This window comes from Oceanimonas doudoroffii (assembly GCF_002242685.1).
Classification (GTDB): Bacteria; Pseudomonadota; Gammaproteobacteria; order Enterobacterales; family Aeromonadaceae; genus Oceanimonas; species Oceanimonas doudoroffii.
The window spans coordinates 1,215,507-1,228,484 of the sequence record NZ_NBIM01000001.1 but is presented as its reverse complement, the minus strand read 5'-3'; the positions used below and the strand labels follow the sequence as shown (position 1 = coordinate 1,228,484).

General features: G+C 63.1%; 15 protein-coding genes and 2 tRNA genes. 8 read left to right on the top strand and 9 right to left on the bottom strand.

Annotated features, from left to right (window positions below; all coding sequences use genetic code 11):
* Nucleotide 1 precedes the first annotated feature (1 nt).
* Nucleotides 2-1,021 (bottom strand): phage shock protein operon transcriptional activator, encoded by a 1,020-nt coding sequence (gene pspF / locus B6S08_RS05665; protein ID WP_425435315.1) that lies wholly within the window; start codon nucleotides 1,019-1,021, stop codon nucleotides 2-4.
* Nucleotides 1,022-1,206: 185 nt separating this feature from the next.
* Between pspF and pspA the strand changes: the two genes are divergently transcribed.
* Genes pspA through B6S08_RS05635 form a run of 6 tightly spaced genes read left to right on the top strand, consistent with a single transcriptional unit; the run spans nucleotide 1,207 to nucleotide 5,533 of the window.
* Nucleotides 1,207-1,875: a phage shock protein PspA gene (gene pspA, locus B6S08_RS05660; protein WP_094199764.1), complete on the top strand. Its 669-nt coding sequence runs from the start codon at nucleotides 1,207-1,209 to the stop codon at nucleotides 1,873-1,875.
* Entirely contained in the window at nucleotides 1,872-2,105 is a 234-nt protein-coding gene (gene pspB / locus B6S08_RS05655) for an envelope stress response membrane protein PspB (RefSeq protein WP_094199763.1), read from the top strand. The genes pspA and pspB overlap by 4 nt, the downstream gene beginning before the upstream one ends.
* Nucleotides 2,090-2,485 carry an envelope stress response membrane protein PspC gene (gene pspC, locus B6S08_RS05650; protein ID WP_094199762.1) on the top strand — a complete coding sequence of 132 codons (396 nt, stop codon included), beginning with the start codon at nucleotides 2,090-2,092 and terminating at the stop codon, nucleotides 2,483-2,485. Before pspB ends, pspC begins: the two co-directional genes overlap by 16 nt.
* The gene (locus B6S08_RS05645) at nucleotides 2,482-3,885 is read left to right on the top strand and encodes a YcjX family GTP-binding protein (protein ID WP_094199761.1); all 1,404 of its coding nucleotides are present in this window, start codon (nucleotides 2,482-2,484) and stop codon (nucleotides 3,883-3,885) included. Before pspC ends, B6S08_RS05645 begins: the two co-directional genes overlap by 4 nt.
* Complete coding sequence (locus B6S08_RS05640) at nucleotides 3,882-4,892, top strand: YcjF family protein (protein ID WP_094199760.1); 1,011 nt, start codon at nucleotides 3,882-3,884, stop codon at nucleotides 4,890-4,892. The genes B6S08_RS05645 and B6S08_RS05640 overlap by 4 nt, the downstream gene beginning before the upstream one ends.
* Nucleotides 4,892-5,533 carry a tellurite resistance TerB family protein gene (locus B6S08_RS05635; RefSeq protein ID WP_094199759.1) on the top strand — a complete coding sequence of 214 codons (642 nt, stop codon included), beginning with the start codon at nucleotides 4,892-4,894 and terminating at the stop codon, nucleotides 5,531-5,533. Before B6S08_RS05640 ends, B6S08_RS05635 begins: the two co-directional genes overlap by 1 nt.
* 46 nt (nucleotides 5,534-5,579) lie before the next feature.
* On the opposite strand, the gene B6S08_RS05630 is transcribed toward B6S08_RS05635, so the two are convergent.
* From B6S08_RS05630 to B6S08_RS05600, 7 genes are all read right to left on the bottom strand, one after another.
* Nucleotides 5,580-5,655 (bottom strand) — tRNA-His (locus B6S08_RS05630).
* Nucleotides 5,656-5,876: 221 nt separating this feature from the next.
* Complete coding sequence (locus B6S08_RS05625; RefSeq protein ID WP_094199758.1) at nucleotides 5,877-6,362, bottom strand: hypothetical protein; 486 nt, start codon at nucleotides 6,360-6,362, stop codon at nucleotides 5,877-5,879.
* Between the two features lies 1 nt (nucleotide 6,363).
* A complete protein-coding gene (locus B6S08_RS05620; RefSeq protein WP_094199757.1) occupies nucleotides 6,364-6,924 on the bottom strand; it encodes a GNAT family N-acetyltransferase in 561 nt (186 codons plus the stop codon).
* Nucleotides 6,924-7,277: a hypothetical protein gene (locus B6S08_RS05615; protein ID WP_094199756.1), complete on the bottom strand. Its 354-nt coding sequence runs from the start codon at nucleotides 7,275-7,277 to the stop codon at nucleotides 6,924-6,926. The genes B6S08_RS05620 and B6S08_RS05615 overlap by 1 nt, the downstream gene beginning before the upstream one ends.
* 67 nt (nucleotides 7,278-7,344) lie before the next feature.
* Nucleotides 7,345-7,959, bottom strand: a complete 615-nt coding sequence (locus tag B6S08_RS05610; protein ID WP_094199755.1) for a phage tail protein — start codon at nucleotides 7,957-7,959, stop codon at nucleotides 7,345-7,347.
* A 26-nt stretch (nucleotides 7,960-7,985) separates the two neighbouring features.
* Nucleotides 7,986-8,588, bottom strand: a complete 603-nt coding sequence (locus B6S08_RS05605; RefSeq protein WP_094199754.1) for a phage tail protein — start codon at nucleotides 8,586-8,588, stop codon at nucleotides 7,986-7,988.
* Between the two features lie 277 nt (nucleotides 8,589-8,865).
* Nucleotides 8,866-8,942 (bottom strand) — tRNA-Arg (locus B6S08_RS05600).
* A 151-nt stretch (nucleotides 8,943-9,093) separates the two neighbouring features.
* On the opposite strand from B6S08_RS05600, the gene folD reads away from it, so the two are divergent.
* Together folD and B6S08_RS05590 are read left to right on the top strand one after the other, a co-directional pair.
* Entirely contained in the window at nucleotides 9,094-9,951 is an 858-nt protein-coding gene (folD, locus tag B6S08_RS05595) for a bifunctional methylenetetrahydrofolate dehydrogenase/methenyltetrahydrofolate cyclohydrolase FolD (RefSeq protein WP_094199753.1), read from the top strand.
* Between the two features lie 18 nt (nucleotides 9,952-9,969).
* Nucleotides 9,970-10,794 carry an ion transporter gene (locus B6S08_RS05590; RefSeq protein ID WP_094199752.1) on the top strand — a complete coding sequence of 275 codons (825 nt, stop codon included), beginning with the start codon at nucleotides 9,970-9,972 and terminating at the stop codon, nucleotides 10,792-10,794.
* Nucleotides 10,795-10,898: 104 nt separating this feature from the next.
* Here B6S08_RS05590 and paaZ read toward each other — a convergent pair whose 3' ends face one another.
* Nucleotides 10,899-12,938 carry a phenylacetic acid degradation bifunctional protein PaaZ gene (gene paaZ / locus B6S08_RS05585; RefSeq protein ID WP_211284159.1) on the bottom strand — a complete coding sequence of 680 codons (2,040 nt, stop codon included), beginning with the start codon at nucleotides 12,936-12,938 and terminating at the stop codon, nucleotides 10,899-10,901.
* Between the last annotated feature and the right edge of the window lie 40 nt (nucleotides 12,939-12,978).

Here is a 12,978-nt window from a genome sequence, read left to right as displayed (position 1 = left end):
TTCAGTCCTTGTGCTTCGAGGCCGCAGGCGACTCGAAGGAAGTAGTAACCCCGTGTTTGCGCAGCAGGCCGCGCAGCTGGTGATAGCTCAGCCCCAGCAGTTCCGCCGCCTGGCGCTGATTATAACGGGCATGAGTGAGCGCAGTACGCAACAGATCCCGTTCCTGTGACGCCAGATGGGTTTTCAGATCCATCGGCCAGGCCGGCGCGGGCGTGTTTTGGCCCTGGCCGCCGGCCTGGGGCCGCCAGGGCGACGCAAAGGGGTCCAGGCACAACGCTTCAAGGGGTTGTTCGGGCTCACGCTGGCGTCCCAGGCTGCGCTCCACCACGTTTTTCAGCTCGCGCACATTGCCCGGCCAGGGGTGGGTCAGCAGTTGCCGGCGTGCTTCCTCGGCAAAGCCCGGAAACAAGGACCGGCCCAGCTCTGCACACCATTTCACCGCAAAATGCTCCGCCAGATGCAGCACGTCTTTTTCCCGGGCGCGCAGGGGCGGCAATGTAATCACATCAAAGGCCAGTCTATCAAGCAGATCGGCCCGGAATTGCCCTTTTTTGACCAGGGCGGGCAAGTCCTGATTGGTGGCGCACAGCAGGCGCACGTTTACCCGCACCGGCTGGCTGGCGCCCACCCGCTCGAATTCGCCATATTCGATGACCCTCAGCAGCTTTTCCTGCACGCGGGCGCTGGTGGTGGCCAGCTCGTCCAGAAACAGGGTGCCGCCGTCTGCCCGCTCAAAGCGGCCGGCGTGGCGCTTTTGTGCCCCGGTAAAGGAGCCCGCCTCGTGGCCGAACAGCTCGCTTTCCAGCAGGCTTTCGGCCAGGGTGGCGCAGTTGATGGACACAAAGGGCTGTTGCCAGCGGGATGACAGGTAGTGCAGCCGGTGCGCCACCAGCTCCTTGCCGGTGCCGCGTTCGCCCACCACCAGCACCGGCCGGTTGAGGGGCGCTAGCCGGGAGACCTCGTCGAGCACTTCCAGCAGGGCGTTGGACTGGCCAATGAGTTCGTTGTCCATGATGATCACGTGTGGTGAATTTCGCCAAATGGTAGTGTGTTTAACCATGGGTGGCCAGCGCCGTCCCGTAAAGATTAATTTTTATATTTTAAAAACAATGGATTACCTTTATTTATGGTGCTGGCACGATAGTTGTATTAAATAGGGGCAGTGGAGCGGGGTGTTGACCCGCCCGATGACCAAGGAGACGCTTTATGAGCATATTTTCCCGCATGGCCGACATCATTAACGCCAACCTCAATTCGCTGCTCGACAAGGCGGAGGATCCGGAAAAAATGGTGCGGCTGATCATTCAGGAAATGGAAGACGAGCTGGTGCGCGAGCGCTCCAACTTGGCCCGCTTTCTGGCCGAAAAAAAGGACCTGCTGCGCCAGATTGAACGCCACCATGAACGGGTGGACGAATGGCAGGGCAAGGCCGAGCTGGCGCTGACCAAGCAACGGGAAGATCTGGCCCGGGCCGCGTTGCTGGAAAAGAAAAAGCAAAGCGAGCTGCTTACCGCCCTGGAGCAGGAGTGCACCCTGGTGGAAGACAGCATGAACAAACTGTCCGATGCCATTGCCAAACTCGAAGCCAAGCTGGCCGACGCCCGTACCCGTCAGCAGGCCATGCAGCTGCGCCAGCAAAGCGCCCAAAGCCGCATTCAGGTGCAGGAGCGGGTGCGCCGCAGCGAGAACCAGTCGGCCATCGACAAGTTTGATCGCATGGAGCGTAAAATTGATGAACTGGAAGCCCGGGCCGATCTCTACAGCCAGAGCAAGGGCCTGGATCAGGAGTTTGCCGAGCTGGAGGTGGACGACGCCATCAGCAAGGAGCTGGAGCGGCTCAAGGCGAAAATGCATGATAACAAGGAGCCGCAATGACCGAATTGGCCTGGGCCCTGGTGGCCCCGTTAAACATCTTTCTGTTCCTGGTGGTGCCCATCTGGCTGGTACTGCATTACCGCAGCAAGCGTCGACTCGATGAGGGCCTGGACGACAGCGCCCGCACCCGCCTTGAGCAGGCCCTGCAACAGTCCGAGCAGCTGGCGGAGCGGGTAGATACCCTGGAACGGCTGCTGGATCAGGAGGTGCCCGAATGGCGTCAACGCTGATTAACCTTTATCGCGACAAGCGCAACGGCAAGCTGGGCGGGGTGTGCGCCGGCATTGCCCGGCGGCTGGAGGTCGAGCCCTGGCTGGTGCGGGTGCTGGCCATTACCGGCCTGCTGTTTGCCAGCTTTCTTACCCTGGTGCTTTATATCGCCGCCTGGCTGTTGCTGGACGACATACCGGACAACCCTCAGCCCGAGCCGGCCCAGGAGCACGTCAAGGCCGCCGGCTGGCGCTCGGGGCTGGCCCCGCGTGAGGCGCTGGAGCGGCTCGAAACCCGGCTGACGCGACTCAATACCAGGGTGGCGGCCATGGAGCGACTGATCACCTCCGGCGAGTTTCGCCTGCGACGACAATTCAACGATCTGCGCGAGGATAAATGAACAAAACGGCCATTCGGCAGTGGCGCAACAAGGCCGAGTCCTGGGTGCAGCGGGGGCTCGACAAACGGCTGCGGCTGGCGGTCACGGGCCTGAGCCGCAGCGGCAAGACCGCCTTTATCACCAGCCTGGTCAACCAGCTGGAGCATGCCGGGCTCGATGCCCGGCTGCCCCACTGGTTGCCGGCGGCAGAAAGGCGCGTACTGGGCAGCCGGCGGGTGCCGGGGCGACATCACCATGTGCCGGCCTTTGGCTACGAGGCGGCGCTGAGCCAGCTGGCGGCCACGCCACCGGCCTGGCCCGAGCCTACCCGGGGCATCAGTGAAATCACCCTAGCCATTCGTTACTGCCCCAAAAACCGGCTCAAGCGCCGGCTGCAGGACACCGCCACCCTTTACCTGGAGCTGGTGGACTATCCCGGTGAATGGCTGCTGGATCTGCCGCTGCTGTCCATGAGCTACGCCGAGTGGAGTGCCCAGCAGCGGGGGCTGCTGCAAACACCGGCGCTGGCCCGTCTGGCTCATCGCTGGCTCAGCGCCGGCGAGGCCATCGCCCCCGACAGCCCTGCCGACGATAACCGGCTGGCGCCCCTGGCGGCGGCCTATACGCAGTGGCTGCACGACATCAAACGGGAATGCGGCGCCTACCTGGTGCAGCCGGGGCGCTTTATTTTGCCCGGTGAATACCAGGGTGCGCCCATGCTGCAGTTTGTGCCCTGGGTATGGGACGAGGTGCCGGCGGGGCTTAACGAGCAACACCACTACGGCATGATGGAAACCCGCTTTGAGCATTACAAAAAACACCTGGTGGCGGGCTTTTACCGGGATCACTTCGCCGGTTTTGATCGCCAGATAGTGCTGGTGGACTGCCTGAGCGCCCTGAACCGTGGCCCCGGCAGTTTTGCAGATCTGGGCCGGGCGGTGAACGCCATTGTGCAGAGCTTTGATTACGGCAAGAGCAACTGGTGGCGCCGGCTGTTTGCGCCGCGCATCGACAAGCTGCTGTTTGCCGCCACCAAGGCCGATCACCTCACCCCGGACCAGCACGGGCGGCTGGCTCACTTGCTGGATACCCTGGTTCGGGGTGGGCAGCGCCATGCGAGGCTTTCTGGTATCGACATCGAGACCCTGGCGCTGGCCTCCATCAAGGCCACCACCAGCGGTGAGGTCAGCCACCAGGGTGAAAGCATTCCCGCCCTGCAGGGCCGGCGCCTGGATAACGGCGAGCCGGTGACCCTGTATCCGGGTGAGGTGCCGGAACGCTTGCCCGACGCCGCCTTCTGGCAGCGACAGGGCTTTGATTTTATCGACTTCGCGCCCCCCGGCTGGCAGCCGGAACAGCCGCTGCCGCATGTGCGCCTGGATCGGGCGCTGGCCTTTTTACTGGGAGACAAACTCGCGTGACCCTCAAGAGCAAGGTCATTCTTGACCAACCCCTGAACGCCTCCAAACCCGAGTCATTGCGCCCCGGAAAACCCCTTGACGACGAGGACTTTCTGCAGGCCGAGCCTACTCCCGATGGCCTTACCGAGGCGTTGCGGCCCAGGCGTCGGCACCGGCTGTGGGGCGGAGCGCTGGGTTTGATGGTGGTGTTGCTGCTGGTGCAGTCCGGGCTGTCGCTATGGCAGACCTGGCAGGACAATCAGTGGCTGGGGGCGGCCTGGAGCCTGGCGCTGGCGTTGCTGGCCCTGGCCGCCGGGCGCAGCCTGTGGTGGGAACTTAAGCAGCTGCGCCGGCTGGGCCGGGTGTCCCGGCAGCGGGTCCGGGCCGAACAGTTGCTGGCCGAGGCCGGCCATGGCCAGGCCCGGGGCTTTTGCGAGCAGTTGGCGCGGCAAAGTGGCCTCGACAACGGCGATGCCTTTGCCCACTGGCAAGCCGGGCTGACCGGTGACGAGCAGGACGATGAGGTGCTGAGCCTGTACAGTCGCCAGGTGCTGGCCAGCCAGGACAGGCAGGCTCGGGCCAGAGTATTGAAATGGTCCGGCGAGGCGGCGGTAATGGTGGCGGCAAGCCCCCTGGCGGCGGTGGACATGCTGCTGGTGCTGTGGCGCAACCTGAAAATGATGGAAGACATTACCCGGTGCTACGGCATTCGCCTTGGTGCCCTGAGCCGGCTGCGGTTGCTGAAAGGAGTGTTGCATCACATGCTCTATGTGGGGGTGTCGGAAGCGGCCATCGACGCCGGCATGGACCTGCTCGGGCTGGAGCTGGCCGGGCGGCTGTCGGCGCGGGCCGGGCAGGGGGTGGGCGCCGGCCTGCTTACCGCCCGCCTGGGCCTGCAGACCATGGACTTGTGCCGGCCCATTCCCTGGCAGGGCGATGAGAAAAAGCAACTGGGCGGCATTCGTCGTGCGCTGATAGACCGGGTGGCGAGCCTGCTGGCCCGGCGCGAACAAAAGGAGACGCAATAGTGGATGTAAACAAGCTGATGAAATCGTTTCTGGGCAATTCGTCGGGCTTTGGCAAGGGCGCGGCCACCGGCGGCATTCTGGGGGCCGTGCTCGGCAGCAAGAAGGGCCGTAAAATGGCCGGTAGCGGCCTGAAATATGCTGGGCTCGCCGCCGCCGGGGTCATGGCCTGGAAGGCCTATCAGGGCTGGCAGCAAGGCAAACAGCCCGAGCAGGCCACGCCGGTGCAGGAGGATGACTTTCGGCGCGTGGATCCGCGTTTCTCACCAGACGCGCCTTCCGCCGGCGGCGAACCGTTTCAGCTGTCGCTGATGCGCGCCATGATAGGCGCCGCCAAGGCCGATGGTCATGTGGATGCCGCCGAGCAGCAACGCATTTTTGAGCAGGTGGAGCAGCTGGGGCTGGCCGCCGACGAAAAGGCGCTGGTGTTTGACATGCTCTCGGCGCCGGTGGCCATGAGCGAGATAGTGGCCTCGGCCAGGGGCCCGGAGCAGGCGGCGGAGCTGTATCTGGCTTCCCGGCTGGTGATCGATCCCGATCAGGCCGCGGAGCGTGTTTATCTGGACGCGCTGGCCCACCGGCTGCAACTGCCGGCCGAGCTGGTGGCACACCTGGAACAACAGGCCAGAAAGGGGCTGGAATAAAACATTAAGAAATATTGAAATTGCGTGCGAATAACGCAGGGAGAAATGGGGTGACCGACGGGGCTCGAACCCGCGACAACCGGAATCACAATCCGGGACTCTACCAACTGAGCTACGGTCACCATTGTGGCGGGCGTTGCAGGCGTTTATGTCCCCGGGCGGGGTAGCCTCAAACGCAGATGAACGGTGAATGCTGGCACGCCAGACCAGAAGTTAACAGCCGGCCCGCTCATCGAGTGGCGCGCATACTAGCACCCTGTTTTTGCATTTTCAACCAGAGTGGCAAAAAGTTACGGCCGCCCGTCGTGCCGGCGGGCGGCCGGGCATGGGAGGGGGATGGCGCTCAGGCCGGTCTCAGCCAGTGGCACATGGCCGGAAAGCCGGTGTCCCTCTCTTGGTCCGGTGAGTCCGTCATACCGAAATACACCAGCAGGGGCACTCCCAGGCGGCCCTGCCGGCTTTCCCGGAAATGCTCCCTCAGCCAGGCCGCCTGGCCCCGGTAGCCCTGCTCGTGAAACAGCACTTCCAGGGGCAGCGACAGCGACTCGGCGGCGGCATAGGACCAGGCGATGGCCGCCATTTCCTCGCCACCGTCGCTGCTGACATCGCCGTCCGCTTGTAGCCGCTGGGCCGGTGCCATCACCGCCAAGTGGCCCGCCTCGTGCAGCAGGTCGCCGGGATGGCTCAGCCTGGCGGTGTCCACCACCAGGCCGCCGCCGCGAATGGCGATGCCGGGCAGAAAGCCGGCGATCACCTCGCCCTCGTGCACGGGCAGGCCGAGGTCGCGCAGGAAGCCGACGATGCGATCAACGAGATGCAGGTCCGCCATGTCAGAGGGTGCCGCCGCCGGCGGTCCGGGGCCGAATGTCGGCGCCGCCGTGCATCTCCGCCTGGTTGGGAAACCAGATCATGCGGGCGTAAACCGAGTCGGAGAGTTGTTCCTCCTCCACGAATCCGTAGCGGCGCAAAAAGGTCATCAACCCGGTGAGATCCCGGCGGGTGGGGGCTACCAGGGGTTTGCGGGTCTGGGCCGCCGCCTTCATCACCCACAATATGATGGCCGGGCCAAAGCCCTTGTCCCGGGCCTTGGGAATAAAGGCGAGATCGATGATGCGCAGCTCGACCGGCCCAATGTCGAGGGTCAGCTTGCCGATGCGGCTGCCGTTTTTCTCCAGGATCAGATAGATGGCGTTGGGAAACTGGCCGCCATAGCCCTGGGTCTGGGCCTTGAGCTGCAGTTTAAGGGTCATTTCGATGAAGTCCTGCTCCGCGTTCAGTTGGGTCAGCTCGGGCCGGCTGTCCTTGTGCAGCGTGGTCAGAAATGCCTTGTCCGCCGGCCGGGCGGGGCGCGCCGTGATGCCGTGAGGCAGCTGAACATTGCCTGCAATCATCAGTTGAATACCGCTTGGAAATAGACCCCTGGTCCCATGCCCACCGGACGCAACACCCGGGTCAGCATGATGCCGTCGGCGAGGGTGTCTGACGCGTCATTCAGCGTGACCAGCAGGCTCTGCACTTGCTGAAAGGGATGCTCCGGCAGATCGTCGGCCCGAAACAACAGACTAAAGGGGACTCGGGTGCTGTCGGGGCCGGCCGCCTGCGGGTTTTCCCGGCACTGGGCCAGGGTAACGGTGAGGCGGATATCCCCGTTCACCAGCTCGAACGGGACTTCGTCAACCCGCCCGGCAAACTGCGCCGCGTTGAGCGCCGCCAGGGCACCGGCCTGATCGCTTGCGTGTTCCATGGTTTTTCCTGTGAATTCGTTGGGTGTCGTGCATGACGGCGTCCGGGTCGGACGCCGTCATGGGTCCTCAGCTGCGTGACGGATAGATTCCATCCATGCAGATACAGTAATTGATCACCTGGTTGGGCTGTTCGAGTGACACATCGCCGTTGTCGCCGGAAACGTCAATCGTCAGGCCAGCGTTGATGAAGCCTTGGCCGGGATCATCGACCAAGCTATGCACGGCGACCAGGGGCTGTGAATCGGCCGGTGCAAACAGGTTGCCGGCCGGGCGGCCCCGCCGAGACGGCCCCGCCAGATAGTCGCCGGTGGAGGGGGCATCCTGGCTCCCGAGCTGGCCGGCCACCTGTACATCAATGCTCCCGTTTTGCCCGCCGTAAGCATGGCCGTGGCTGTGCACGGGCAGCTCTAAGACAGACAGGCTAGTCACCTCATAGCCGGGGCGCATACCCATGTTCCACGGAGAGAGACCGGGACCTTGGAACTGGCCCACCGGAACGCGGCCCCGCAGATCGGGCAAGGCGAAGACGGTTCTGGCATCACCGCCGTAAATAGTGCCCAGCAGGGAATACAGGGCCGTATTTTGTTGGATGGGGATGAGGCCGCCGGCGCAGTAGCCCCAGTTCTCGGGGGCGAACTGAAACCCCAGCGCCTGAATGACGCCTATATATGAATCAAACATGTGTCATGCTCCTTGACCGATGGGCTTCAGCTGCGCTGCGGGAACAGGCCGTTGACGCAGATACAGAAGTTCACCACCAGTGAAGGCTGCATGATGGGCACCGGCTGACTGCCGCCGGCGTTTTGGATCGCGAACTGGCTGTTGTCGAAGCTGCCACCGCCGGAAACGCCGCCGAGGGGCACGGTGGCGGTGACGTCACTGGCGGGCAGATACATGTTGGTCCCCGCCACGCTGGCGATCACGTCGCCGTCCTCCGGCACGGCGCGGGTGCCGGGGTCGGTGCTGACCCGAAGAGTGGCCGCGGAGGCCGGGCCGGAGCCGGCATAGGAGTGAGTATGGGTGTGCGCCGGCATTTGGGCTTCGGTCAGGGTGACGGTTTCCGCGCCCAGTCTCTGGCCGATGACACGGTTGGTTAGACCCGGGCCCTGGAACTGGCCCATTGGAGTGCGGCCGCGCAGATCGGGCAGGCCGAAGCTGGTGTGGCCGTCGCCGCCGTAAATGTCGCCCAGTAAGGCGAACAGGGCCTGGTTTTGGCTGATGGCGATAACGTTGCCGTTACAGTAACTCCAGTTCAGCGGGGCAAACTGAAAACCCAGCGCCTGAATGACGCCCATATAGCCCTCGTTCATGGCTCCTCCTTGAGTGTGAACCCTTCCTGTGAAATGGACTCTATTGATTCCAGAATGGGGTGGGCTTGTCAAACCGAATAACCGTTTATCAAGGCGATGACCGCGGATGTTTGCCCTAACCCATGCCTGGGGGTTGGCCTTATGAGGAGCAGGTGGCGGAATAGAGACTGCGTACGGGATTTCTGGGGACGCAAGACGAGCGCAAGGATGACCGACGGGCGAACGAGCCGGGGAATCAATGGATGAAGCGAACGATGAAATAAAGCAGGGAGAAAGGTGGCGCGCCCTGCAGGACTCGAACCTGCGACCATCCGCTTAGAAGGCGGATGCTCTATCCAGCTGAGCTAAGGGCGCATGTTGCGTGGCATGGCCGAAAGCAACGGGGCGGGATAATACCGATTTGAGCCCGAGGGGTCAACGGCTTTATCCGCGCGGCGCTTGCTTATCAAAGCCTCGAAAAAATGCGACAATCGCCACAGGTTTATAAAGGTGAGAAATAACGCAGATGTCAGCTCAAATAATCGATGGAAAAGCGATTGCACAGGCGGTGCGCAACCAGGTGGCCGAGCGGGTGAGCGCCCGCAAAAGCGCCGGCAAACGGGCCCCCGGCCTGGCGGTCATACTGGTAGGTGCCAACCCGGCCTCCCAGGTGTATGTGGGCAGCAAGCGCCGGGCCTGTGAGGAAGTGGGCTTTGTGTCCAAGTCTTACGACCTGCCCGAGCAAACCAGCCAGCAGCAGTTGCTGGATCTGATCGATGAGCTGAACCGGGACGGCACCATCGACGGCATTCTGGTGCAGCTGCCGCTGCCGGCCCACATCGACACTACCCTGGTGGTGGAACGCATTCATCCCCATAAAGACGTTGACGGCTTTCATCCCTACAACGTGGGCCGGCTGGCCCAGCGCATTCCGGCCCTGCGCCCCTGCACACCCAAGGGCATCATGACCCTGATCGAGCGCAGCCACATCAAGACCCACGGTCTCAACGCCGTGGTGGTGGGTGCCTCCAACATCGTGGGCCGGCCCATGACCCTGGAGCTGCTGCTGGCCGGCTGTACCACCACCACCTGTCACCGCTTTACCGAAGATCTGCGCGGCAAGGTGGAAGGGGCCGATCTGCTGGTGGTGGCGGTGGGCAAGCCCAACTTTATTCCCGGTGACTGGATCAAGCCCGGTGCCGTGGTGATTGATGTGGGCATCAACCGTCTCGACGACGGTCGCCTGGTGGGCGACGTGGAATACGCCGTGGCCGCCGAGCGTGCCGCCTATATCACCCCGGTGCCCGGCGGTGTGGGCCCGATGACGGTCGCCTCGCTGATTGAAAACACCCTGATTGCCTGCGAGCGTTATCACGACAACTAAACCACACAGGGGAATGGCATGAAGTGGCTCGACAAGGATGTCCTGTACACCGTCATTTTCGGCACCGAGACCCCGGCGGGGCGTCGTTTTGACATTGCCCTGATCGTTGCCATTCTGCTGTCCATGGTGGTGCTGCTGCTGGATTCCATCGGCAGCATTCGCGCCCAATACGGCCCCTGGTTGTATGGCCTTGAGTGGGGCTTTACCCTGCTGTTTACCGTGGAGTTCGGCCTGCGCATCTGGTGCGCCCAGAGCCGGTCGGCCTATTTACGCAGTTTTTACGGCATTATCGACCTGCTGGCGGTATTGCCCACCTACCTTGCCATCTTTATTCCCGGCGCCAGCTTTCTGCTGATGGTGCGCCTGCTGCGGGTGCTCAGAGTGTTCCGGGTGCTCAAGCTGATCCGCTATGTGGACGAAGCCAACCTGTTGATGCGCTCGCTCTACCAGAGTCGGCGCAAAATCCTGGTGTTTTTCAGCAGCCTGTTCATCCTGGTGACCCTGTTTGGCTCGTTGCTGTATGTGGTGGAAGGACCGGAAAACGGCTTTACCAGCATTCCTACCGGTATTTACTGGGCCATCGTCACCATCACCACGGTCGGTTTTGGCGATATCACGCCGCAAACCTGGCTGGGCCGGGGCATCGCCGCCGTCACCATGCTGATGGGCTATGCCATTATTGCCGTGCCCACCGGCATTATTACCGCCGAGCTGGGCCGGGAAATGCGCCGGGAGTATTCCCGCCGTCACTGCCCCCAGTGCGATCGCAGCGGTCACGAGCGGGATGCGAAATTCTGCAACCACTGTGGCGCCGAGCTGGAACCACCGAATAACAAGGTATGAGTAGGAAGTCTGTTATCTTCGCGCAGGCGGAGATCCTGGGCTAACGCACAATAAAAAAGGGGGAGCATGGCTCCCCTCTTACTGCTTGTTTCACGTCCAATGCCTTAGTCCCTGGCTTCGATCAGGGTCAGAATATCGTAGCTGGCCACCACCTGGTCGCGCTGGTTCTTGACCTTGATGTCCCAGACCACCACGCCCTGTGGCAGATCCTCCGGGTTGCGCTTTGGCTTGCGGGTTTTCTGTTTGCAGGTCAGCTCCACCTGAATGGTGTCGCCGATTTTCACCGGCTCGATAAAGCGCAGGCCTTCCATGCCGTAGTTGGCGATCACCGGGCCCGGGGCTGCGTCCACAAACAGGCCGGCGGCCGCCGACACCACAAAGTAGCCGTGGGCCACCCGCTCACCAAACAGCGACTCGGCGGCGGCCACCTTGTCCATGTGGGCGTAGAAGTGATCGCCGCTCAGACAGGCGAAGTTGACCACGTCGGCTTCGGTGACGGTGCGACGGGCGGTCAGCAGGCGCTCGCCGATCACCAGCTCTTCAAAATACTTGCGGAACGGATGCACTCTGTCCTGTTGTACCGGTGCGCCGGGATTCCAGCTGTGAGTGAGCTGGCTCATGGCACCGGGAGAAGACTGCACGGCGGTGCGCTGCATATAGTGCTTGACCGCGCGCAGGCCGCCCAGCTCCTGACCGCCACCGGCGCGGCCCGGGCCACCGTGTACCAGATGAGGCAGGGGCGAGCCGTGCCCGGTGCTTTCCTCGGCGCTGATCGGATCAAGCAGGTGCAGGCGGCCGTGCCAGGGGGCCAGGCTGCCTACCAGGGCGGTCACATCCTGGCCGGCGTCGAATACCACGGACGCCACCAGACTGCCTTCGCCCCGAGCCACCAGCTCTGCCAGCTCGTCTTCCGAGTCATAGGGCAGCAGGGTGCACACCGGGCCAAAGGCCTCGGTATTGTGCACCGCCGGGCTTTCCTTGGGCTGATGGCAGAGCAGCACGGTGGGCGGGTAGAAGGCGCCTTTCTCCGGCTCGTCGGCCTGCACCTCAAAGGGTGTTAGGTGGCCGCCGCACAGGATTTCGGCCTGGGCCGAAAGCTGCTCCACCCGTGCCTTGACGTCTTCCAGCTGGCGCAGGCTGGCCAGGGGACCCATGGTCACGCCTTCCCGGGCTGGATCGCCCACCACCACCTTGCCCAGGCGGGCCAGCAGCGCCGACTTCACCTGCTCCAGCTGACAGCGGGGCACAAAGGCGCGGCGAATCGCGGTGCATTTCTGGCCCGCCTTGACCGTCATTTCCCGGGCGATTTCCCGCACAAACAGCGCAATGGCCTCGTCACCGGCGCCTTCCGCCAGAATGGCGCTGTTGACCGAATCCGCTTCCATGGTGAAGGGAATGGAATGGCGGTTGAAGTTGGGATGGGCGCGCAGGGTCTGACCGGTGTGAGCCGAGCCGGTAAAGGTGACCACGTCCTGGGGGCCGAGCAGATCGAGCAGGTCATTGACGCCGCCGCAGATAATCTGCAGGGCGCCGGCGGGCAGAATGCCGGATTCAACGGCAGACTGCAGCACCGCCTGGGCCAGCCGGGCGCCGTCGGTGGCCGGCTTGATAATGGCCGGCATGCCCGCCAGCAGAGTGGGAGCCAGTTTTTCCAGCATGCCCCAGATGGGAAAGTTGAAGGCGTTGATGTGCACGGCTACACCGGGCTTGGGAGTCAGCACGTGGCGGGCGCCGAAACCGCCCTTGCGTGACAGCGGGGTCCAGGCGTCCTCCACCAGGAAGGGCTCGTCACTCAGCTCCCGGCGCACCAGGCTGGAATAGGTAAACAGGGTGGCAAAGCCGCCCTCAATGTCGATCCAGCTGTCCTTGCGGGTGGCGCCGGTAGCACCGGACAGGGCGTAGAAGTCCTCTTTCTGCGCTGTCAGGTGGCTGGCCAGGTTTTTCAGCATCATGGCCCTCTGATGAAAGCTCATGGCCGCGAGCGCTTTACCGCCCTGCCGGGCATACGCCAGCATGGGTGCCATCTCCAGTCCTTCGCTGGTCACCGCATACAGGGGGGCGCCGGTGACCGCATGGCGCACCAGCCGACCTTCTCCGGAGCCCGCCAGCCATTGGCCGGATACGTAGCTTTTCAGCTTTTCCATCGTTCTTTCTCCCTTGATTAAACGATACGTTAAATTCATT

What these genes read in the sequence shown, in the direction of transcription:
- pspC (WP_094199762.1), top strand. Translation starts at nt 2,090, where the DNA reads ATGGCGTCAACGCTGATTAACCTTTATCGCGACAAGCGCAACGGCAAG.
- B6S08_RS05605 (WP_094199754.1), bottom strand. Translation starts at nt 8,588, where the DNA reads ATGAACGAGGGCTATATGGGCGTCATTCAGGCGCTGGGTTTTCAGTTT.
- B6S08_RS05615 (WP_094199756.1), bottom strand. Translation starts at nt 7,277, where the DNA reads ATGGAACACGCAAGCGATCAGGCCGGTGCCCTGGCGGCGCTCAACGCG.
- B6S08_RS05645 (WP_094199761.1), top strand. Translation starts at nt 2,482, where the DNA reads ATGAACAAAACGGCCATTCGGCAGTGGCGCAACAAGGCCGAGTCCTGG.
- pspA (WP_094199764.1), top strand. Translation starts at nt 1,207, where the DNA reads ATGAGCATATTTTCCCGCATGGCCGACATCATTAACGCCAACCTCAAT.
- folD (WP_094199753.1), top strand. Translation starts at nt 9,094, where the DNA reads ATGTCAGCTCAAATAATCGATGGAAAAGCGATTGCACAGGCGGTGCGC.
- B6S08_RS05625 (WP_094199758.1), bottom strand. Translation starts at nt 6,362, where the DNA reads ATGGCGGACCTGCATCTCGTTGATCGCATCGTCGGCTTCCTGCGCGAC.
- B6S08_RS05610 (WP_094199755.1), bottom strand. Translation starts at nt 7,959, where the DNA reads ATGTTTGATTCATATATAGGCGTCATTCAGGCGCTGGGGTTTCAGTTC.
- pspB (WP_094199763.1), top strand. Translation starts at nt 1,872, where the DNA reads ATGACCGAATTGGCCTGGGCCCTGGTGGCCCCGTTAAACATCTTTCTG.
- B6S08_RS05590 (WP_094199752.1), top strand. Translation starts at nt 9,970, where the DNA reads ATGAAGTGGCTCGACAAGGATGTCCTGTACACCGTCATTTTCGGCACC.
- B6S08_RS05620 (WP_094199757.1), bottom strand. Translation starts at nt 6,924, where the DNA reads ATGATTGCAGGCAATGTTCAGCTGCCTCACGGCATCACGGCGCGCCCC.
- paaZ (WP_211284159.1), bottom strand. Translation starts at nt 12,938, where the DNA reads ATGGAAAAGCTGAAAAGCTACGTATCCGGCCAATGGCTGGCGGGCTCC.